This window comes from Brachybacterium endophyticum (assembly GCF_003130585.1).
Taxonomy (GTDB): Bacteria; Actinomycetota; Actinomycetes; order Actinomycetales; family Dermabacteraceae; genus Brachybacterium; species Brachybacterium endophyticum.
On record NZ_QFKX01000001.1, the window covers coordinates 284,178 to 302,985 of the forward strand.

The 18,808-nt window shown below is 71.1% G+C and carries 15 protein-coding genes; 13 read left to right on the forward strand and 2 right to left on the reverse strand.

Going from position 1 to position 18,808, the window contains the following annotated elements:
- Nucleotides 1–14 precede the first annotated feature (14 nt).
- Entirely contained in the window at nucleotides 15–704 is a 690-nt protein-coding gene (pdxH, locus tag DEO23_RS01250) for a pyridoxamine 5'-phosphate oxidase (protein WP_109274190.1), read from the reverse strand.
- Between the two features lie 721 nt (nucleotides 705–1,425).
- Between pdxH and DEO23_RS01255 the strand changes: the two genes are divergently transcribed.
- Genes DEO23_RS01255 through DEO23_RS01270 form a run of 4 tightly spaced genes read left to right on the forward strand, consistent with a single transcriptional unit; the run spans nucleotide 1,426 to nucleotide 6,992 of the window.
- Nucleotides 1,426–3,066: an ABC transporter substrate-binding protein gene (locus DEO23_RS01255; protein WP_109274191.1), complete on the forward strand. Its 1,641-nt coding sequence runs from the start codon at nucleotides 1,426–1,428 to the stop codon at nucleotides 3,064–3,066.
- Nucleotides 3,063–4,166: an ABC transporter permease gene (locus tag DEO23_RS01260; RefSeq protein WP_109274192.1), complete on the forward strand. Its 1,104-nt coding sequence runs from the start codon at nucleotides 3,063–3,065 to the stop codon at nucleotides 4,164–4,166. The genes DEO23_RS01255 and DEO23_RS01260 overlap by 4 nt, the downstream gene beginning before the upstream one ends.
- A 1-nt stretch (nucleotide 4,167) precedes the next feature.
- Nucleotides 4,168–5,208: an ABC transporter permease gene (locus DEO23_RS01265; RefSeq protein ID WP_109274193.1), complete on the forward strand. Its 1,041-nt coding sequence runs from the start codon at nucleotides 4,168–4,170 to the stop codon at nucleotides 5,206–5,208.
- Complete coding sequence (locus DEO23_RS01270; protein WP_109274194.1) at nucleotides 5,205–6,992, forward strand: ABC transporter ATP-binding protein; 1,788 nt, start codon at nucleotides 5,205–5,207, stop codon at nucleotides 6,990–6,992. The genes DEO23_RS01265 and DEO23_RS01270 overlap by 4 nt, the downstream gene beginning before the upstream one ends.
- A 400-nt stretch (nucleotides 6,993–7,392) precedes the next feature.
- Here DEO23_RS01270 and DEO23_RS01275 read toward each other — a convergent pair whose 3' ends face one another.
- Complete coding sequence (locus DEO23_RS01275; protein ID WP_109274195.1) at nucleotides 7,393–8,193, reverse strand: IclR family transcriptional regulator; 801 nt, start codon at nucleotides 8,191–8,193, stop codon at nucleotides 7,393–7,395.
- A gap of 131 nt (nucleotides 8,194–8,324) precedes the next feature.
- On the opposite strand from DEO23_RS01275, the gene dapA reads away from it, so the two are divergent.
- The 9 genes from dapA to DEO23_RS01320 all read left to right on the forward strand — a co-directional run bounded on the left by dapA (nucleotide 8,325) and on the right by DEO23_RS01320 (nucleotide 18,737).
- The gene (gene dapA / locus DEO23_RS01280) at nucleotides 8,325–9,233 is read left to right on the forward strand and encodes a 4-hydroxy-tetrahydrodipicolinate synthase (RefSeq protein ID WP_109274196.1); all 909 of its coding nucleotides are present in this window, start codon (nucleotides 8,325–8,327) and stop codon (nucleotides 9,231–9,233) included.
- Between the two features lie 33 nt (nucleotides 9,234–9,266).
- Entirely contained in the window at nucleotides 9,267–10,628 is a 1,362-nt protein-coding gene (locus tag DEO23_RS01285) for a GntT/GntP/DsdX family permease (protein ID WP_109274197.1), read from the forward strand.
- Nucleotides 10,629–10,778: 150 nt separating this feature from the next.
- Nucleotides 10,779–11,717 (forward strand): 2-hydroxy-3-oxopropionate reductase, encoded by a 939-nt coding sequence (gene garR, locus DEO23_RS01290; RefSeq protein WP_109274198.1) that lies wholly within the window; start codon nucleotides 10,779–10,781, stop codon nucleotides 11,715–11,717.
- Nucleotides 11,718–11,821: 104 nt separating this feature from the next.
- Nucleotides 11,822–13,189, forward strand: coding sequence for an enolase C-terminal domain-like protein (locus DEO23_RS01295; RefSeq protein WP_109274781.1), 1,368 nt, complete (start codon nucleotides 11,822–11,824; stop codon nucleotides 13,187–13,189).
- Entirely contained in the window at nucleotides 13,186–14,391 is a 1,206-nt protein-coding gene (locus DEO23_RS01300; RefSeq protein ID WP_109274199.1) for an L-talarate/galactarate dehydratase, read from the forward strand. The genes DEO23_RS01295 and DEO23_RS01300 overlap by 4 nt, the downstream gene beginning before the upstream one ends.
- 435 nt (nucleotides 14,392–14,826) lie before the next feature.
- Nucleotides 14,827–16,044: an acetyl-CoA C-acetyltransferase gene (locus tag DEO23_RS01305; RefSeq protein WP_109274200.1), complete on the forward strand. Its 1,218-nt coding sequence runs from the start codon at nucleotides 14,827–14,829 to the stop codon at nucleotides 16,042–16,044.
- On the forward strand, nucleotides 16,044–17,384 hold the full coding sequence (locus DEO23_RS01310; RefSeq protein WP_109274201.1) for an acyl-CoA dehydrogenase family protein: 1,341 nt from the start codon (nucleotides 16,044–16,046) through the stop codon (nucleotides 17,382–17,384). The genes DEO23_RS01305 and DEO23_RS01310 overlap by 1 nt, the downstream gene beginning before the upstream one ends.
- A gap of 91 nt (nucleotides 17,385–17,475) precedes the next feature.
- Entirely contained in the window at nucleotides 17,476–17,844 is a 369-nt protein-coding gene (locus DEO23_RS01315) for a hypothetical protein (RefSeq protein WP_109274202.1), read from the forward strand.
- Between the two features lie 206 nt (nucleotides 17,845–18,050).
- Nucleotides 18,051–18,737 carry an NUDIX hydrolase gene (locus DEO23_RS01320; protein WP_109274782.1) on the forward strand — a complete coding sequence of 229 codons (687 nt, stop codon included), beginning with the start codon at nucleotides 18,051–18,053 and terminating at the stop codon, nucleotides 18,735–18,737.
- The last annotated feature ends 71 nt before the right edge of the window (nucleotides 18,738–18,808 follow it).

Consider the following 18,808-nt stretch of genomic DNA (forward strand, 5'->3'; position numbering starts at 1 on the left):
CCCGATCGCGGGGATCAGGGCTGGAGCCGCTCGCGCTCCCACGTCGCCCCGTCGGCTGCGGGGGAGTAGACGATGCGGTCGTGCATGCGCCCCCCTCGCCCCTGCCAGAACTCGATCCGGTCGGGCACCAGGAGGTACCCGCCCCAGCGGGGTGGGCGGGGGATCTGCTCCTGCTCGGCGAAGCGATCCTCGACCGCGGCGTACTGCGCGTCGAGCTCCTCGCGGGTCCCGACGGGATCGGACTGGTGCGAGGCCCAGGCTCCGAGCTGGGAGCCGCGGGGGCGCCGCGCCCAGTAGGCATCGGAGACCTCGTCGGCCACGTCCTCGATCCTGCCGTCCACGCGGACCTGCCGTTGCAGCGGGTACCAGGGGAAGAGCATCGTCGCCCACGGGTCCGTCGCGATCTCCCGCCCCTTGGCGGAGTCCTTGTTGGTGTAGACCACGAAGCCCGACGCGTCGTGCGCCTTCAGCAGCACCGTGCGGGACCGCGGGCGGGGTGCGCCGTCGTCACCACGATCGACGGTGGAGAGCACGAGCGCGGTGGGATCGGGCAGGTCGCCGTGCTCCTCGCGGCGAGCGAACGCGTCCTGCATCCAGACGTCGAAGAGGCCCATGGGGTCTGCGGGCGCCTCGTCGGCGAGCGATCCGGCCAGGTAGTCGTTGCGGTCATCCCCCAGGTGGGGGGCGGGGTGCGCGGCGGTCATGCTCCATAGGTACGCCGCGCGAGCGCCCGGCGCAACAGCGGCGGGGCCGGGCCGTCCGGAGTGCCACGTGGGGTGGGGGTTCGGTGGGGCCCGGGCGGGGCCGGTGGGTCTGGGTAGGGGAGGCAGTGGGGCGGGGCTGGGCAGGGGTCGGGTCCGGAGTGAGGCTGGGCTGGGCAGGGTGTGATGCCGGGCGCGTGGGCCGCGGAGGGACTCATAGCGCATCGTGTGCCATATAAGGCAGATGATGCGCTATTAGTCCCGTCGAAGCCCGGAAGCCCAGCCGCAACCCGCCCGGCCTGCGCCCACACCCGCCCGCCGCACGCCCGCAACCCGCCTGCCCTGCGCCCACACCCGACCGACCCTGCCGCCCGGCCCCACCGCCCGGCCCCACCGACCCCCACGTCACCGCCCTCCCCACCCCCTCCCACGTCACGATTCGGAAACGGGGCGTCACGTCCAGGCCCGCGGCCCAGCGGAACCCCGGATCGGATGCTAGGTTTCGGTGCCACACCGCCTCGTGGGGACCGTCACATCCGGCGCATCGCCGAACCGGCGTCAGCCCGTGGGCACACGGCTCGGCGGCGCCCTCGCCATCGGGCCGCCACCGGGCCGCCAACGCCCCGCCACCGGGCCTCGACCGGGTCCGGCACCTGATCCCGACGTGGTGTGCGCAGGCGGCCACCGTCGGCCCCTGCGATCCCGACTCTCCCCCGGAGGATCCATGTTCGACGCCGCATTCGCCCCTCGACGCCGCTCCGTGCTTCTCGCTCTCGCGGGTGTCCCCGTGCTCCTCACCGCCTGCGCGGAGACGAGCGACAGCGGTGACGGCGGTGGGGGAGGCGGGGACTCGGACAGCATCACCGTCGGCACCACTGACAAGGTCACCGCGCTGGACCCGGCTGCCGCCTACGACAACGGCTCCTCGACCGTGTGGACCCAGGTCTACGGCTACCTGCTGAACACGAAGATCGGCTCGAAGGACGGCAAGCCCGAGCCCGACCTGGCGGAGTCGGCCGATTTCAGCTCCGACTCCGTGTACACGGTGAAGCTGCGCGAGGGCCTCACGTTCGCCAACGGCAACGAGCTCACCAGCGAGGACGTCAAGCACACCTTCGACCGCCAGGTCGCGATCGCCGATCCCAACGGTCCGTCGAGCCTGCTGGCGAACCTCGAGAAGGTCGAGGTCGTCGACGACCTCACCGTCGAGTTCCACCTCAAGGAGCCCAACGACCAGACCTTCCCGTACGTGCTGAGCAGCCCCGCCGGCCCGATCGTCGACAAGGACACCTTCCCTGCCGACAAGGTCCTCGGCGACGACGAGATCGTGAAGGCCAAGGCCTTCTGCGGCCCCTACTCGATCAGCAGCTGGAAGCTCAACGAGCTGGTCGCCTACGAGGCGTTCGACGGCTACAAGGGTCTGTACGGGAAGCCGAAGACCGCCCAGGTGTCGATGAAGTACTACGCCGACCAGAACAACATGAAGCTGGACATCCAGCAGGGCAACGTCGACTGCGTGTGGCGCTCGCTGTCGGCGACCGACATCGAGGACCTCGAGAAGGACGACAAGGTCGCCGTGCACGACGGCCCCGGCGGGGAGATCCGCTACATCGTCTTCAACTTCGACACCAACCCCTACGGTGCGAAGACCGAGGAGGCCGATCCGAAGAAGGCGCAGGCCGTGCGCCAGGCGGCCGCGGATCTCATCGATCGTCAGGCCATCGCGACCTCCGTCTACAAGGACACCTACACGCCGCTGTACGGGTACATCCCCGAGGGGCTGCCGGGGGCGGGCGACCAGTTCAAGACCATGTACGGCGACGGCAAGGGCAAGCCGGACGCGGCCCGGGCGAAGAAGCGCCTGGAGGACGCCGGCGTGAAGACCCCGGTCAAGCTCAGCCTGCAGTACAACCCGGACCACTACGGCAGCTCCTCGGGCGACGAGTACGCGGCCGTGAAGTCGCAGCTCGAGGCCGACGGTCTGTTCACCGTGGACCTGAAGTCCACCGAGTGGGTCCAGTACTCCAAGGACCGCGTGGCCGACGTCTACCCGGCCTACCAGCTGGGATGGTTCCCCGACTACTCCGACGCCGACAACTACCTCTCGCCGTTCTTCATCAAGGACAACTTCCTGTCCAACCACTACGACAACGCCGACGTCCAGAAGCTGATCGCGCAGCAGCGCGGCACGGAGGACGCCGGCGAGCGCGAGAAGCTGTTCGTGGAGGTCCAGGACAAGGTCGCCGAGGACGTCTCCACCCTGCCGCTGCTGCAGGGTGCACAGATCGCGATCTCCACGAAGGACCTGAAGGGCGTCACCCTGGACTCCTCCTTCAAGCTCCGTCTCGTGCCGTTCGCCCTGTGACCGCGGACGTCGCCCAGGACCGACAGGACGCTCCCGCCCCCACTCCCGCCGCTCCGGCCTCCACGCGCCGGCGCGGTGGGGGCGGCCTGGGCCGCTACATCCTCACGCGGTTCCTGCTGATCATCCCCACCGTGCTGATCCTGATGACGGTGGTCTTCTTCCTCATGCGCATCACCGGTGACCCGATCACCGCCGCGCTCGGCGGGCGCCTCTCGCCCGAGCAGCTCGCCCAGCGCCGCGCAGAGGCCGGCTACGACCGTCCGCTGGCCGTGCAGTACCTCGACTACCTGTGGGGCGTGGTGCGCGGGGACTTCGGCACCACCTACACCGACCACACGCCGGTCGCGACCATCCTGACCACCTACGGCGGCGCCACCGCCGAGCTGGTGATCTACGCGGTGATCGTCGCGCTCCTGGTCGGGGTGCCGCTGGGCATGCTCGCCGCCCGCTCGCGCGACCGCTGGGGCGATCTCGCCCTGCGCGTGCTCGCGATCCTGGGGTACGCGACCCCGGTGTTCTTCGTCGGCCTGCTGCTCAAGCTCGTCTTCTCGGTGGGACTGGGCTGGCTCCCGGTGGCCGGGCGCATCTCCAGCCGCGGCGAGCTGACGATGGGGAAGATCCTCAACCCCACGCCCTTCTACCTGCTGGATGCGATCCGGCTGGGGGACGCGTCGCTGCTCGCCGACGTGATCAGTCATGCGATCCTGCCCGCGATCGCGCTGGGCCTGCTCACCGGGGGCATCTTCCTGCGCCTGGTGCGCACGAACATGATCGGCACCCTGGAGATGCCCTACGTCGACTCCGCCCGCTCCCGCGGCGTCCGGGAAGCGCGTCTGACCAGCCGGCACGCCCTGCGGCCCGCGCTGATCCCGATCATCACCGTTATGGGCATGCAGGTCGCGATGATGCTGGGCGGCGCGGTGCTGACCGAGACCACCTTCGAGTGGAAGGGCCTGGGCTACATGCTCGCCGAGTACATGGCCAACCGCGACTACGTGGCCGTGCAGGGCATCGTCATGATGCTCGCGGTGATCGTCGCGATCTCCAACTTCGTGGTCGACGTGATCGCCGCCCTCATCGACCCCCGAGTGAGGTACTGAGATGACGCTCCCCTCGCCCCCGCCTCCCGGTGAGAGCGCCTCCGCGCAGCAGGACGCCGGTCTCGAGGCCGAGGCCGCCGTCGTCGCGGCGACCGCGAACGATTCCTGGCTGAAGCGTCTGCCGATCATCAGCCATCTGCGACGCAGCGTCGGCCTGCAGCGCGGGATGCTCGTGGCGGGCCTGGTGCTGGTCGCGGGCCTGCTGCTGACCGCCCTGCTGGCGCCGCTGCTGGCCCCCTACGGCTTCGCCGACACCGCGGCCGACGGCACCTCCTTCGGCACCCAGCAGCCGCCCTCGTCCTCCCATCTGCTGGGCACCACGGTCGCCGGCTACGACGTCCTCTCCCGCGTCATCTGGGGCACCCGCACCGCGGTCGCGGTGATGGCCTGCGCCGTGGTCCTCTCGCTGTTCCTCGGGGTGGCCCTGGGTCTGCTCTCGGGGTACGTGGGCGGCTGGCTCGACCGGATCCTGGTGATGCTGGCCGACGCGATCTACGCCTTCCCCTCCCTGCTGCTGGCGATCGTGATGTCGATCGTGATCTCCGGCGGGCAGTCGAGCGCGGGTGGCGGCATCCTGGCCGCAGCCATCTCGATCACCGTGGTGTTCGTGCCCCAGTACTTCCGGGTGATCCGCGCCGAGGTGGTGCGGCTGAAGGCCGAGCCCTTCGTCGAGGCCGCCAAGGTCATCGGCACCGGGCACCGCCGCATCATGGGCACCCACCTGCTGCGCAACGCCACCCGCACCCTGCCCCTGATCTTCACGCTCAACAGCTCCGAAGCGATCCTCACGCTCGCCGCGCTGGGCTTCCTGGGGTTCGGCATCGAGCCCACGAGCGCCTCCGAATGGGGCTACGACCTGAACCGGGCGATGGCCGACGCGACCTCGGGCATCTGGTGGACCGGGCTCTTCCCGGGACTGGCGATCGTGGCCGCCGTGCTCGGCGTGACCCTGGTGGGCGAGTCCATCAACGACCTCAACGACCCGCGCCTGCGCGTGCGCCGCCGGCGCCGCGCCGCGACCGCGAAGGAGGCGCAGGCATGAGCGAGACCCTGCAGCACCGAGCCGACGCCGGCGAGGGCGACGGTCCGGTCGGCCGTGGCGAGGGCGGCGGCCGGGATGGCCGTGGCGAACGCGGCGGCCGTGAGGGCGGTGGTCCGCGTCTGGCGATCCGCGATCTCGACGTCACCTTCGCGACCGACGCCGGGGAGGTCCACGCGGTCGACGGCGTCAGCCTCGAGGTCGCTCCCGGTGAGATCCTCGCCGTCGTCGGCGAATCCGGTTCCGGGAAGTCCGTGACCGCCCGCAGCATCCTGGGGCTGCTGCCCGAGACCGCCGAGGCGAGCGGCGCCGTCCTGGTCACCGGGACGGACGTCGTCGGCCTCAGCGGTGCACGTCTGCGCGCCCTGCGCGGCGAGGACGTCTCGATGATCTTCCAGGAGCCCTCGAGCGCGATGAACCCGGTGTTCCCGATCTGGTGGCAGATCGGGGAGGGGCTGCGCGCCCATCAGCCGAAGCTCACGCGCAAGCAGATCCGCGCGAAGGCGGTCGAGGCGCTCACGGCGGTCGGCATCCCCGATCCCTCCGAGCGCATCGACCGGTACCCGCACGAGTTCTCCGGCGGGCAGAAGCAGCGCATCATGATCGCGATGGCCCTGGCCATGGGAGCAGAGCTGATCGTCGCCGACGAGCCGACCACCGCGCTGGACGTCACCGTGCAGGCCGAGATCCTAGACCTGCTGCGCGACGTGCGCGACCGCTTCGACACCTCGATCATCGTGATCACCCACAACATGGGAGTGGTCGCCGATCTCGCCGACACCGTCGCCGTCATGCACCGCGGTCGCGTGATCGAGCGCGCCGGCGTCCGGGACCTGTTCGCCGACCCGCAGCAGGAGTACACCCGGAAGCTGCTCGCGGCCGTCCCGCACCTGGGCAGGCGCAGCGCCTGGAGCGCGCTGAGCCCCGAGCGGCAGCAGGAGATCGAAGGCGCCGACCCCCTCGTCGAGGCGAAGGACCTGGTCATCGAGTACCCAGGACGGCTGGGGCGTCCGGCGTTCCGTGCCGTGCACGGCGTGGACCTCACGATCCGCCGGGGCGAGGTCTTCGGGCTGGTGGGGGAGTCCGGCTCGGGCAAGACCACCATCGGCCGTACCATCGCCGGACTCGAGAAGGCCACCGACGGCAGCCTCGCGGTGCTGGGCCACCAGATGCTGCGGTTCCGCGAACGCGCCTTCAAGCCCGTGCGCCGACGCATCGGCTTCGTCTTCCAGGACCCGGCGACCTCGTTCAACCCGCACCTGACGATCGAGGAGTGCATCGCCGAGCCGCTCGTGGTCCACGACCGGGGACTCTCGGCCGCCCAGCGCTCGACCAGGGTGGGCGAGCTCCTCGAATCCGTCGAGCTCCCCGCCGACTACCGCCGCCGCTACCCCCACGAGCTCTCCGGCGGGCAGCGTCAGCGCGTCTCGCTCGCCCGCGCACTCGTGCTGGACCCGGAACTGCTCATCGCCGACGAGCCCACCAGCGCGCTCGACGTCTCCGTGCAGGCCACCGTGCTCGATCTCTTCCGCGAGCTGCAGGAACGCCTCGGATTCGCCGCCCTCTTCATCAGCCACGACCTGGCGGTGGTCGACTCCCTGGCACACCGCATCGGCGTGCTATACCAAGGGCGACTCGTCGAGGAGGGTCACGGGCCGGACGTGCTGCAGGCACCGAAGGATCCGTACACCCGCCGACTGATCGCCTCCCTGCCGGTGCCGGATCCTGTGGAGCAGGAGCGCCGCCGCGCCGCGTACGCCGAGGAGTTCGGCCGCGCGGTGGGGTGAGTGAGGCGGGGTGAGGCGGGATCTCAGTGCGTGTGGCAGGCCGAGTGGGGTATCCGCCGGGCGGCGGTCCGAGCTGTGGGCGTCGGAAGGGCGTCGGAAGGGCGTGCGGTGTGGCCCGGCGGCGTCGGGGCGTCTTCCGCGAGGCGGCGTGAGGCGGCGGTTGGGCCTGCGAGGGACGTATAGCGCACGCTGTGCCATATATGGCAGATGATGCGCTATTAGTCCCGCCGCGGCCCGCCGTCCGCAGTCCACGACTCGCAATACGCCCGCCTCGCCGCCCGAAGCCGCCGAGCTCGCCGCACCGCCTCACCGCCGCCACGCCGCCGAGCTCGCCACGCCGCCGAGCTCGCCACGCCGCCGAGCTCGCCACTATCGCCGCCCGACCGCCCGCGCCATCCCCTCAGGCCATCGACGAGCCGGTCACGGGCGCCGAGTCCTCGATCCGCGTGCGCGCGGCCTCCATCGCCGTGATGATCTCCGCCTCCCGTTCGGCCGTGAGGCGCCCGAGCGGGACCGAGCAGCTGATCGCGTCCACGACCGGGCTGTCGCAGCGCAGGGCGAAGCCGAAGCAGCGCAGACCCTCGGTGTTCTCCTGCTCGTCCACGGCGTAGCCGCGATCGCGGGCCAGCGCGAGATCGGCCTGGAGCTCCTCGAGTGAGGTGTGGGAGTAGCGGGTGAGCGGGGCGGGCATCTCGCCGGGCACGTCCTCGGGTCGTTCCGCGAGGATCGCCTTGCCCAGGGAGGTGTGCGCCGCCGGGAGCCTGCGTCCCACCCGGGGCATCTGGCGCGTGTACTCGTGGGACTCGACGGTCGCGAGATAGACGACCTGGTCGCGGTCGAGTCGCGCGAGGTGGACGGTCTCCCCGAGGCTCGCGCAGACGTCGGCCAGGATCGGGCGGGCCAGGCGCACGCGGGGGTCGCGGTCGATGTAGCTGATGCCGGCCAGCAGCGCACGGATGCCGATCGAGTAGTACGTGCCCGTCGGCTCGGTCTGCACCCAGCCCCAGGCGACGAGGGTCTGCAGCAGCGCGTAGGTGGAGGAGCGTGGCGCGCCGAGGGCGTCGGCGACCTCGCGCAGCCGGGTGAGCGTTCCCTGCCGTCCGGCCAGGTACTCGAGGACCTCCAGGGTCCTCGCCGCGGACTTCACCTCGCGGGACGCGGACGTCCCGGGCGTCTCGTTCTTCCCCTCGTTCTTCCCCATGGCCCGATCGTAACCGCCGCCACCTGGTCGACCCGACGTTTCGAAAGGAGAACGCGTGATGCTCTTGTGATTCGGTGTCCACATATGTGAACGTAGGGGCTGCACATCATCCCCTGCACTGGAGCAGACGCATGAGCAGATCCGTCAGCAATGCCGCGAGCACGCCTCACGGCATCATCCCCGCCCTCGTCACGCCCCTCGACGAGGACGGTTCCCTCCTCGAGGACGGCCTGCGCCGCGTCCTCGACCACGTCATCGAGGGCGGCTCGCACGGGGTCTTCGTGCTGGGCAGCAGCGGCGAGATCTACGGCCTCAGCGATGCGCAGAAGCAGCGGGTCGTCGAGATCACCGTCGAGCACGTCGACGGGCGCGTGCCGGTCTACGCCGGCGCCAGCGAGATCACCACCCGGGACTGCATCCGCACCGCGCGGATGGTCGAGTCCGTGGGCGGCGTCGACGCCCTCTCGGTGCTCACCCCGTACTTCATGACCCCCACCCAGGGTGAGCTGATCACGCACTTCACCGCGATCGCCGACAGCACCGAGCTGCCCGTCATCCTCTACAACAACCCTGGCCGCACTCACGTGGACCTCGAGGTCGAGACCGTCCTGCAGCTGGCCCAGGTCGGCGGGATCATCGGCCTGAAGGACTCCTCCGGCGACCTCCCTCGCGTGCGCAGGATCCTCGCCGAGCGCCCCGAGGACTTCTGCGTGCTGATGGGCCTGGACTCCCGGATCCTCGCGGCCCTCGAGGCCGGGGCCGACGGTGCGATCGCCTCGACCGGGAACGTCGCCCCGCACGTGGTCGCCGGGATCTACGAGGCCTTCCGTGCCGGCGACCGGGACCGCGCCGCCGAGCTCCAGGAGGCGCTCGCCGCGCTGCGCGTGCTCGTGGACAGGGCGACGTTCCCCCTGGTCCTCAAGGAGGGGCTGCGGGTCGCCGGCATCGACGCCGGTACCTGCATCGCCCCCGCCCGCGAGGTCGATCCCGGCCTGCGGGACGAGCTGCGCACGGTCGTCGAGGCCCTCTCGGAGCTCTGACCCGAGCCGCCCTCCTGCTGCGAAAGGAATCCCATGCCCCTGGTCATCGTCGCCCTGGCGGTCGTGCTCCTGGTCCTGTTGATGACGCGCCTGAAGCTCAACGGCTTCGTCGCCCTCCTGCTCGTCTCGGCGCTCGTCGGCCTGTGGGCGGTCGCCACCGGCAACCTCACCTACGACGGCAAGAGCGCCGGCCTCGAGGCGATCCCCTCCCTGATCGAGGACGGTCTGGGCGACCAGCTCAGCTCGACCCTCATCGTCATCGGCCTCGGCGCCATGATCGGCCGCGTGCTGGGCGACGCCGGCGCCGCCCAGCGCATCGCCCTGTCCCTGACCCGCGCCTTCGGTGAGCGCGGCGTGCAGTGGGCCATGATCGTCACCTCGGTGATCATCGGCGGAACGATGTTCTACGAGGTCGCCTTCATCATCATCGTGCCGGTCGCCTTCACCCTGGTGAGGACCACCGGCAAGAGGTTGATGTGGGTCGCCCTGCCGATGTCGATCACGCTGTCCACTATGCACAGCTTCCTGCCGCCCCACCCGGGGCCGACGGCCGTGGCCGGGCTCTACAACGCCTCGATCGGCACGACGCTGCTGCTGGGCCTCCTGATCGCCCTGCCCGCCGGCGCCCTGATCGCGATGGTATGGCCGCGCCTGCCCTTCGTGCGTCGGATGAACCCCTCGATCCCCTCGGGGCTCGTCTCGGACAAGGAGTTCACCGAGGACGAGATGCCCTCCCTCGCCCTGTCCGTCGTGATCGCGATGATCCCGGTGGTCCTGATCGCAGGCGGCGCCGTGTACGACCTCGCGGCTCCCGGCGGCGGTGCACTGGCATCGGTGATCACGTTCATCGGGGAGCCCACCGTCGCGCTGCTGATCTCCCTGGTGATCGCGACCTGGGCCCTCGGCCCCCGGCTCGGGCACAGCCTCACCGAGGTCGCGAGCTCGATGGGTGGCGGCGCCAAGGCGATGGCCATGATCATCCTGGTGGTCGGCGCCGGCGGCGCCTTCAAGGAGGTGCTCACGGCAGCGGGCGTCGGCGACTACATCGCCGATCTCACCAGTGGCTGGGCGGTGAACCCGCTGGTGCTGGCCTGGCTGATCGCGGTGATCCTGCGGATCGCCCTGGGCTCCGCGACGGTCGCCGTCTCGACCGCTGCGGGCATCGCGGCGCCGCTGGTCGCGGCGGGCGGCGTCTCGCCCGAGCTCGCGGTGCTCGCCACCGCCTGCGGCTCGATCGCCTTCAGCCACGTCAACGATCCCGGGTTCTGGCTCTTCAAGGAGTACTTCAACCTGGACGTCACCGACGCCATCAAGGCCCGCACCACGTACACCACGGTGCTCGCGGTCCTCGGCCTCGGCGGAGTGCTCCTGCTGAGCCTGGTGGTTCCGGCCTGAGCGGAGGGGACGACGGAGCCAGGCACTGCAGACACACGACTGACGACTGACGAGGCACGACCGACGACACACGACTGACGACGCACGGCCGACGACGCACGGCCGACCACATACGACACACGAGACACGACCGACGACGCACGACAGACGATGCGCGATCCGGCCCGGGAAACGCCCGGGACGGACAGGAAGGAAGGACCGGAGATGACGATCGGATTCATCGGACTGGGCATCATGGGACGCCCCATGGCCAAGAACCTGCTGGCGGCGGGCCACGAGTTGGTCGTCCACAACCGCTCCGCGCAGGCGATGGAGGACCTCGCCGGCGACGGCGCCGGGACCGCCGCGACGCCGCGGGAGGTCGCCGAACGGGCCGACATCGTGCTGACGATGCTCCCCGACGGCCCGGACGTCGAGGCCGTCGTGCTCGGCGAGGACGGAGTCCTCGAGGGTGCCACCGAGGGAACGCTCCTGGTGGACATGAGCTCGATCGCCCCGGACGTCAGCCGCCGGCTGCACGACGCACTCTCCGAGCGCGGCGTCGCGATGCTCGACGCCCCCGTCTCCGGCGGGGAACCGGGCGCGATCGACGGCAGCCTGGCCTTCATGGTCGGCGGGGAGGCGGCGGACCTCGAGAGGGCGCGCGAGCTCCTCGAGGTCATGGGCGCCTCGGTGACGCACGTCGGCCCGATCGGCGCCGGCAACATCGCCAAGCTCGCGAACCAGGCCATCGTCGCGGTGAACATCGCCGTCCTGGGGGAGGCCGCGGTGCTCGCCCGCGCCGCCGGGGTCGAGCCTGAAGCGGTCCTGGACGCGATCCGCGGAGGGCTCGCCGGCTCCAAGGTGATGGAGCAGAAGGGTCCCAAGATGCTCTCCGGCGACTTCGCCCCCGGTTTCCGCATCGACCTGCACATCAAGGATCTCGAGAACACCCTGGCCACCGGGCACGAGAACGGCGCCGCGCTGCCGCTGACCGCCGCGGTGCGCGAGATGATGACCGCCATCTCGGTGGACGGCCACGCGCGAGATGACCACTCCGCGCTGGCCACGTACTTCGAGAAGCTCGCCGGCCGACGGATCTCCGCATGAGCGCCGACCCGAGCACCGCACCGAACGCCGACCCGAGCACCGCGGTGAGCGGCGAGGGAGGAACTGCGGGGAGCGCGGCCCCGAGCGCCCCCACCATCGCGCGGATGGAGGTCTTCCCCGTCGCCGGGCGCGACTGCATGGAGCTCAACCTCTCCGGAGCGCACGGCCCGCTGTTCACGAGGAACATCGTGCTGCTCACCGACTCGCGCGGCGAGACCGGGGTGGGCGAGGTGCCCGGCGGGGAGAAGATCACCCGCACCCTCGAGGACGCTCGTCGGACGGTCGAGGGTGCGAGCATCGCCGACCGTCGCAACGTGCTGCGCCGTGTCCGGGAGGAGTTCGGCGACCGCGACGAGGGCGGCCGCGGCGCGCAGACCTTCGACCAGCGCACCACCGTGCACGCCGTCACGGCGATCGAGGCGGCGATGCTCGACCTGATGGGGAAGTGGGTGGGACTGCCCGTCGCCGCCCTGCTCGGCGAAGGGCAGCAACGCGAGTCCGTGAAGATACTCGGGTACCTCTTCTACGTGGGGGACCCGGACCGCACCGATCTCGACTACCTGCGTGAGCCCGAGGCCGAGGATGACTGGCACCGGCTGCGCCACGAGGAGGCGCTCACCCCCGAGGCGATCGTCCGCCTGGGCGAGGCGGCCTACCAGCGCTACGGCTTCGAGGACTTCAAGCTCAAGGGCGGTGTGCTGGCCGGCGCCGAGGAGATGGAGGCGATCCGCGCGCTGAAGGATCGCTTCCCGGACGCCCGCATCACCCTGGACCCCAACGGCGCGTGGTCGCTCGACGAGGCGATCGGGCTGTGCCGCGACGCCCAGGGACTGCTCGCCTACGCCGAGGACCCCTGCGGGGCCGAAGGCGGGTTCTCCTCCCGTGAGGTGCTCGCGGAGTTCCGCCGGGCCACAGGACTGCCGACCGCGACCAACATGGTGGCCACCAACTGGCGGGAGATGACCCATTCGCTCGCCCTGCAGTCGGTGTCGATCCCGCTCGCCGACCCCCACTTCTGGACCATGGAGGGCTCGGTCCGGGTGGCCCAGCTGTGCCACGACATGGGGCTGACCTGGGGATGCCACTCCAACAACCACTTCGACGTCTCTCTCGCGATGGTCGCCCACTGCGGTGCCGCCGCCCCCGGCGCCTACAACGCGCTGGACACCCACTGGATCTGGCAGGAAGGCGTCGAGCAGCTCACTACGGCGCCCCCGCAGATCAGAGGCGGCGAGATCCGGGTGGACCCGGCCGTCCCGGGCCTGGGCGTCGAGATCGACCGCGAGCGCCTCGAGGCCGCGCACGCCCTGTTCCGGGATCGGATCGCCGGGGGAGGGGGACGCGACGACGCCGTGGGGATGCAGTACCTGGTCCCCGGCTGGACCTTCGACGCCAAGCGCCCCGCTCTGGTGCGCGATCAGGAACAAGCACCCGTGCAGGACGGCGGGACGACCGCGATGGAGGAACGATGAACGGAACCACGCCGGCAGCGACCGCACCCGCACCCGGAGGGGCGAACGCGACGGCGCCCGCGACGGCGGGCGCGGGCGGGGGATCGGACCGTATCCGCTCGGTGACCCTCTCGAGCGTCGTGCTGCCGCTGCCCACCGCGATCAGCGACGCCAAGGTGCTCACGGGACGCCAGCAGCCGATGACCGAGGTGGTGCTGCTGTTCGCCGAGGTCCGCAGCGAGCAGGGCCTCGAGGGCATCGGGTTCTCCTACTCCAAGCGGGCCGGAGGTCCGGCCCAGTACGCCCACGCCAAGGAGGTCGCCGAGCTGTTGATCGGGGAGGACCCCTCGGCGATCCCGCGCCTGTACGAGCGTCTGCTGTGGGCCGGGGCGTCCGTCGGCCGTTCCGGTCTGGCCACCCAGGCGCTCGCCGCCCTCGACGTCGCCCTGTGGGACATGAAGGCCAAGCGGGCCTCCCTGCCGCTCGCCGGACTGCTGGGCGCCCATCGCGACTCGGTCCGCACCTACAACACCTCCGGCGGGTTCCTGAACGCCCCGCTCGAGGAGGTGCGGGAGAACGCCGCGCGCTCCCTCGAGGCCGGCATCGGCGGGATCAAGATCAAGGTCGGCCATCCCGACTCCTCCGTCGACCGGGCACGGGTGAGCGCGGTGCGGGAGACCATCGGCCCGGACACGCCGCTCATGGTCGACGCCAACCAGCAGTGGGACCGCACCACCGCGCTGCGGATGGGCCGATGGCTCGAGCAGTTCGACCTGATCTGGATCGAGGAGCCCGTCGACGCGTACGACGTCGAGGGCCACCGCCGGCTCACCGAGACCCTGGACACCCCGATCGCCACCGGCGAGATGCTCTCCTCCGTCGCCGAGCACGTGCGGCTGATCGACGCGCGTGCCTGCGACATCATCCAGCCCGACGCGCCCCGGGTCGGTGGCATCACACAGTTCCTGCGGCTCGCGACGCTCGCCGACCACGCAGGGCTGCAGCTCGCCCCGCACTTCGCGATGGAGATCCACCTGCACCTCGCGGCGGCCTATCCCCGCGAGCCCTGGGTCGAGCACTTCGACTGGTTGGACCCGCTGTTCGAGGAGCGCCTGCAGACCGAGGGCGGACGCATGCTCGTCCCCGACCGGCCGGGCCTGGGCATCACGCTCTCCGAGCGCTGCCGAGCCCTGACCAGGGAGTCGGTGACGTTGGGGCGGTGACCTGGGGTGGTGGCCTGGGGAGGTGACCCTGGGGTGGTGACCCTGGGGAGGTGACCTGGAGCGGGGCAGGGGTTGTGCCGTGGGGAATGCACCGGACGCGAGGCCGGCCGGGCGGTGGATGGGCCTGCGTGGGACTAATAGCGCACGCTGTGCCATATATGGCAGATGATGCGCTATTAGTCCCTTCGCGGCCCGAGCCCAGCGCCGCGAGGCCCCAAGGCCCGAGCCCCCGGACCGTCCCCGGCGTAGCTCCCGACGCCCTGCATCGGCTCAGCTGCCCCGCCCCGGGTCCTCGACTTCCCAGAAAGTATGTAGGACCCTTAGTATCGGAAAAGTTGGTCGTGGTCGCCCGGCTCCGTCGATGTCCGCTCCGTCGATGCCATGGACGTCGATGTCGTGTCCGCACCAGCGTTCGCCGATATCGAAGGAGATCCCGTGCCCGAGGCCGTCATCGTCGCCGCTGCCCGCTCGCCCATCGGCCGTGCCCGCAAGGGATCACTGGTCTCGATGCGCCCCGACGACCTCGCCGGCCAGATGGTCGGCGCCGCTCTCGACCAGGTGCCGCAGCTGGATCCGACCACCGTCGACGACCTGCAGTTGGGCTGCGCGATCCCCGAGGGCTACCAGGGCGGAAACCTCGCCCGCACGGTCGCGGTCCGGATGGGCCTGGACTCCGTGCCCGGGGCGACCGTCACCCGATTCTGCGCCTCGAGCATCCAGACCACCCGGGCCGCTTTCCACGCCATCCGCGCCGGCGAGGCCCACACGGTGATCTCCGCGGGCGTCGAGTCGATCTCCATGAGCAGCGGCAAGCTCATGGAGGAGGACGATCGCGACCCGCTGTTCCGCAGCGCCTGGGAGCGCACTGACCGACGCGCCAGCCGGGAGATCCCTGCTCCCTGGCACGACCCGCGCGAGGACGGCGAGCTGCCCGACCCCTACATCCTGATGGGCCAGACGGCCGAGAACGTCGCCGAGCTGCGCGGCGTCTCCCGGCAGGCGCAGGACGAGTACGCCGTGCGCTCGCAGAACCGTGCCGAGGCCGCGATCGCGTCCGGCTTCTTCGAGCGCGACATCACCCCCGTCACCCTGCCCGACGGCACCGTGGTCAGCGCCGACGACTCCCCGCGCGCCGGCGTCACCCTCGAGTCGGTCTCCGAGCTCGACCCGGTCTTCCGCCCGGACGGCACCATCACCGCCGGCAACTGCTGTCCCCTGAACGACGGGGGTGCGGCCCTGATCCTGATGTCGGACACCCGTGCCCGCGAGCTCGGTCTCGAGCCGCTCGCCCGCGTCGTCGCCACCGGCGTCTCCGGTCTCAGCCCCGAGATCATGGGTCTGGGTCCCGTGGAGGCGACCCGCCGCGCCCTCGACATCGCCGGCATGAGCATCGGGGACATCGACCTCGTCGAGCTCAACGAGGCCTTCGCCGCCCAGGTGCTCCCCTCGGCCGACGAGCTCGGCATCGACCACGACAAGCTCAACGTCCACGGCGGCGCCATCGCCCTCGGCCACCCCTGGGGGCAGACCGGCGCCCGCATGACCACCACCCTGATCCACGGCCTGCAGGAGCGCGACGGCGAGCTGGGCCTGGCCACGCTGTGCGTCGGCGGCGGCCAGGGCATGGCCCTGATCCTCGAGAGGAACGCCTGATGACCATCACAGACCAGCCGGACCAGCCCGCGACCCCGTCGGCCCCGACCACCGAGGCGGGCGCGGCCCGCTCCGAGCGCGCGGGGGAGACCCCCTCCGGCATCGGGCCGGGCCCCGTCGTCGCCGCCCCGGACCCGGGCGCAGCGACCCCCGCCCAGCTGCTGCCGGCCGAGGCCGACCACTTCGCCCTCTTCCAGGACGTGGAGGGGGAGGACCTGCGGGCCTGGAGGGACGCGCGGCGCTTCGCCGAAGACCTCGACCGCCTCAACGAGGCCTGGGACCGCGCCGAGTACCCCACCGAGCTGATCGAGAAGCTCGGCGACCTCGACCTGCTGACCGACGGCCTCGACGTGCCCGGCCACCGCTCCCTCAGCCCGCTCGGCACGGGACTGGTGAACATGGAGCTCGCGCGGGTCGACGGCTCGCTGGGCACCATGGTCGGCGTCCAGGGCGGGCTCGCGCTGCGCTCGATCGTGCTGCTGGGCTCGGACGCGCAGAAGGAGCGCTGGGTCGAGCCGATCGCGACCGGCCGCGAGCTCGCCGCCTTCGCCCTCACCGAGCCCGACCACGGCTCCGACTCCGTCTCGCTCGAGACCACCGCCCGTCGCGAGGGCGAGGAATGGGTCATCAGCGGCCAGAAGCGCTGGATCGGCAACGGCGCGAACAGCACTCTGTCCGTGGTCTGGGCCCGCGTGGACGACCCCGGCGACGAGGCCCTGAACGGGCAGGTCTCCGGGTTCCTCGTGGAGCAGGACCTGCCCGGGTACGAGGCCGAGGTGATCACCGGCAAGGTCGCCCTGCGTGCCATCCACCAGGCGCACATCCGCCTGGACGGCGTGCGCGTCCCGCTCGATGCGCGCCTGCCCGGCGCCCGCACCTTCAAGGACACCTCGAAGGTCCTGTTCGCGACCCGTGCGGGCGTGGCCTGGGGCGCCCTCGGCCACGCGACCGCCTGCTACGAGGCGGCCCTCGAGCACGCCCGCACCCGGATCCAGTTCGGCCGCCCGCTCGCGAAGTCCCAGAGCATCCAGGTGCGCCTGGCGGACATGCTGCAGACCCTCACCGGCATGCAGCTGTACTGCGTGCGTCTCGCGCAGCTCGAGGCCGCGGGCACGATCAGCCCCGAGCAGGCCTCGCTCGCCAAGGTCCACAACACGCGCGCCGCCCGCGAGATCGCCTCGAACGCGCGCGACCTGCTGGGCGGATCCGGGATCCTGCTGGAGAACCGGGTGGTGCGCCACCGCAGCGACCTCGAGGCGCTGCACACCTACGAGGGCACCGACACCATGCAGTCGCTCATCGTGGGGCGGAAGGTGACCGGGGTCAGCGCGTTCGTGTGAGCGCCAGCCGCGTCGGCGCTGCGATGCAGTGACCGGCGCGACCGGGCAGGTTCCGAGAGGCTCCACCCGGGACCGCGGACCAGGGGGAACGATGGCCCAGCGCGCGCAGGACTCCGCCCTCGATCGGACCTTCGGGGACCTCTCTCGGACAGAGGCGTCCCCAGCGGATGCCGAACCGCGTGACAACGGCTGCCGGTGGGCCTCCCCGACGCGTCGCTGCGACACCTACCTGGGCAAGGATCCGGAGGACCATCAGCGCATCGCGGACGCGCTGACCTCCGCCCTCGAGGACCATGGTCTCCCCTCGGCCCCCGCCCCGACGGGCGGGAAGGGTGGCTGGCTGACGACCTCGAGCTCGGGCGAGGGCATGACCCTGGAGTTCCGCTCGAAGGGCTACGCCGAGCTGACCGTGACCGTCGACGTCAGCGGCGACTGCTCCGACATCGACGACGAGAGCTGAGCCCGCCGGCCAGACCCCGGCCCCGCGCGCCAGCCTCACCACGGCCGTACCGCAGCGGGACCGCGCCGCAGATGCCGCGACTTAGAGTCACCCCGCCAGTGACCCCGGTCACAGCTCTACGCCACGCCACCCCCGTTCAGGTCACCTCGACCATAAGGTCTCCTCACCTGTAAAGGTCTGCGTGACTCTAACCGGAGGTGGTCGTCGTGGCAGATCCCGTCACCCTCGCCGTCTCGACGGTGATCTTCGCCCTGCGACCCCACCCCACCACGCGTCTGCCCGTGCTCTGGACTCCCCTCGTCCGCCGCATCCGTGCACCTCACCAGGGTAAATGGGCCCTTCCGGGTGGTCCTCTCGGAGCCGACGAAGGTCTGGCCGCAGCCGCAGGACGGACGCTGCGCGAGACCACGGGCCTGACCCCGCGCTACCTCGAGCAGCTCTACGCCTTCGGCAGCCTCGACCGTGCCCCGTCGGCCGCGGAGCGCATGGTCTCGGTCATCTACTGGGCGCTCGTGCGGGCCGAGGAGGCCGATGCCGGCATCGAGTCGGTCAACGTGCGCTGGTTCGTGGCCGACGAGCTGCCCGAGCTCGCCTTCGACCATGCCCTGATCCTCGAGTACGCGCTGTGGCGACTGCGCAACAAGGTCGAGTACTCCCGCATCGCCGCGGCCTTCCTCGGGGAGAGCTTCACCCTCGCCGAACTGCGCGCCGTCCACGAGGCCGTGCTGCAGCGCCGCCTCGATCCCGCGAACTTCCGACGCCAGATCGAGGCCTCGGGCCGGCTCGTCCCCACGGGCGAGTTCCGCACGGGCGGGCGCCACAGACCCGCCCGCCTGTTCCGACACGACGAGTCGATCGAGCTCGCCGACAACGGACCGCTGACCGGTCTCTGACCGCTCCGCGCTATCCACCCCCCCCACCGCGTCCACCGCGCTGTTCGTCCCGTCCCCCTTCGTCCGCCCCC

What these genes read in the sequence shown, in the direction of transcription:
- pdxH (WP_109274190.1), bottom strand. Translation starts at nt 704, where the DNA reads ATGACCGCCGCGCACCCCGCCCCCCACCTGGGGGATGACCGCAACGAC.
- DEO23_RS01255 (WP_109274191.1), top strand. Translation starts at nt 1,426, where the DNA reads ATGTTCGACGCCGCATTCGCCCCTCGACGCCGCTCCGTGCTTCTCGCT.
- DEO23_RS01265 (WP_109274193.1), top strand. Translation starts at nt 4,168, where the DNA reads ATGACGCTCCCCTCGCCCCCGCCTCCCGGTGAGAGCGCCTCCGCGCAG.
- DEO23_RS01270 (WP_109274194.1), top strand. Translation starts at nt 5,205, where the DNA reads ATGAGCGAGACCCTGCAGCACCGAGCCGACGCCGGCGAGGGCGACGGT.
- DEO23_RS01275 (WP_109274195.1), bottom strand. Translation starts at nt 8,193, where the DNA reads ATGGGGAAGAACGAGGGGAAGAACGAGACGCCCGGGACGTCCGCGTCC.
- dapA (WP_109274196.1), top strand. Translation starts at nt 8,325, where the DNA reads ATGAGCAGATCCGTCAGCAATGCCGCGAGCACGCCTCACGGCATCATC.
- DEO23_RS01285 (WP_109274197.1), top strand. Translation starts at nt 9,267, where the DNA reads ATGCCCCTGGTCATCGTCGCCCTGGCGGTCGTGCTCCTGGTCCTGTTG.
- garR (WP_109274198.1), top strand. Translation starts at nt 10,779, where the DNA reads ATGCGCGATCCGGCCCGGGAAACGCCCGGGACGGACAGGAAGGAAGGA.
- DEO23_RS01295 (WP_109274781.1), top strand. Translation starts at nt 11,822, where the DNA reads ATGGAGGTCTTCCCCGTCGCCGGGCGCGACTGCATGGAGCTCAACCTC.
- DEO23_RS01300 (WP_109274199.1), top strand. Translation starts at nt 13,186, where the DNA reads ATGAACGGAACCACGCCGGCAGCGACCGCACCCGCACCCGGAGGGGCG.
- DEO23_RS01310 (WP_109274201.1), top strand. Translation starts at nt 16,044, where the DNA reads ATGACCATCACAGACCAGCCGGACCAGCCCGCGACCCCGTCGGCCCCG.
- DEO23_RS01315 (WP_109274202.1), top strand. Translation starts at nt 17,476, where the DNA reads ATGGCCCAGCGCGCGCAGGACTCCGCCCTCGATCGGACCTTCGGGGAC.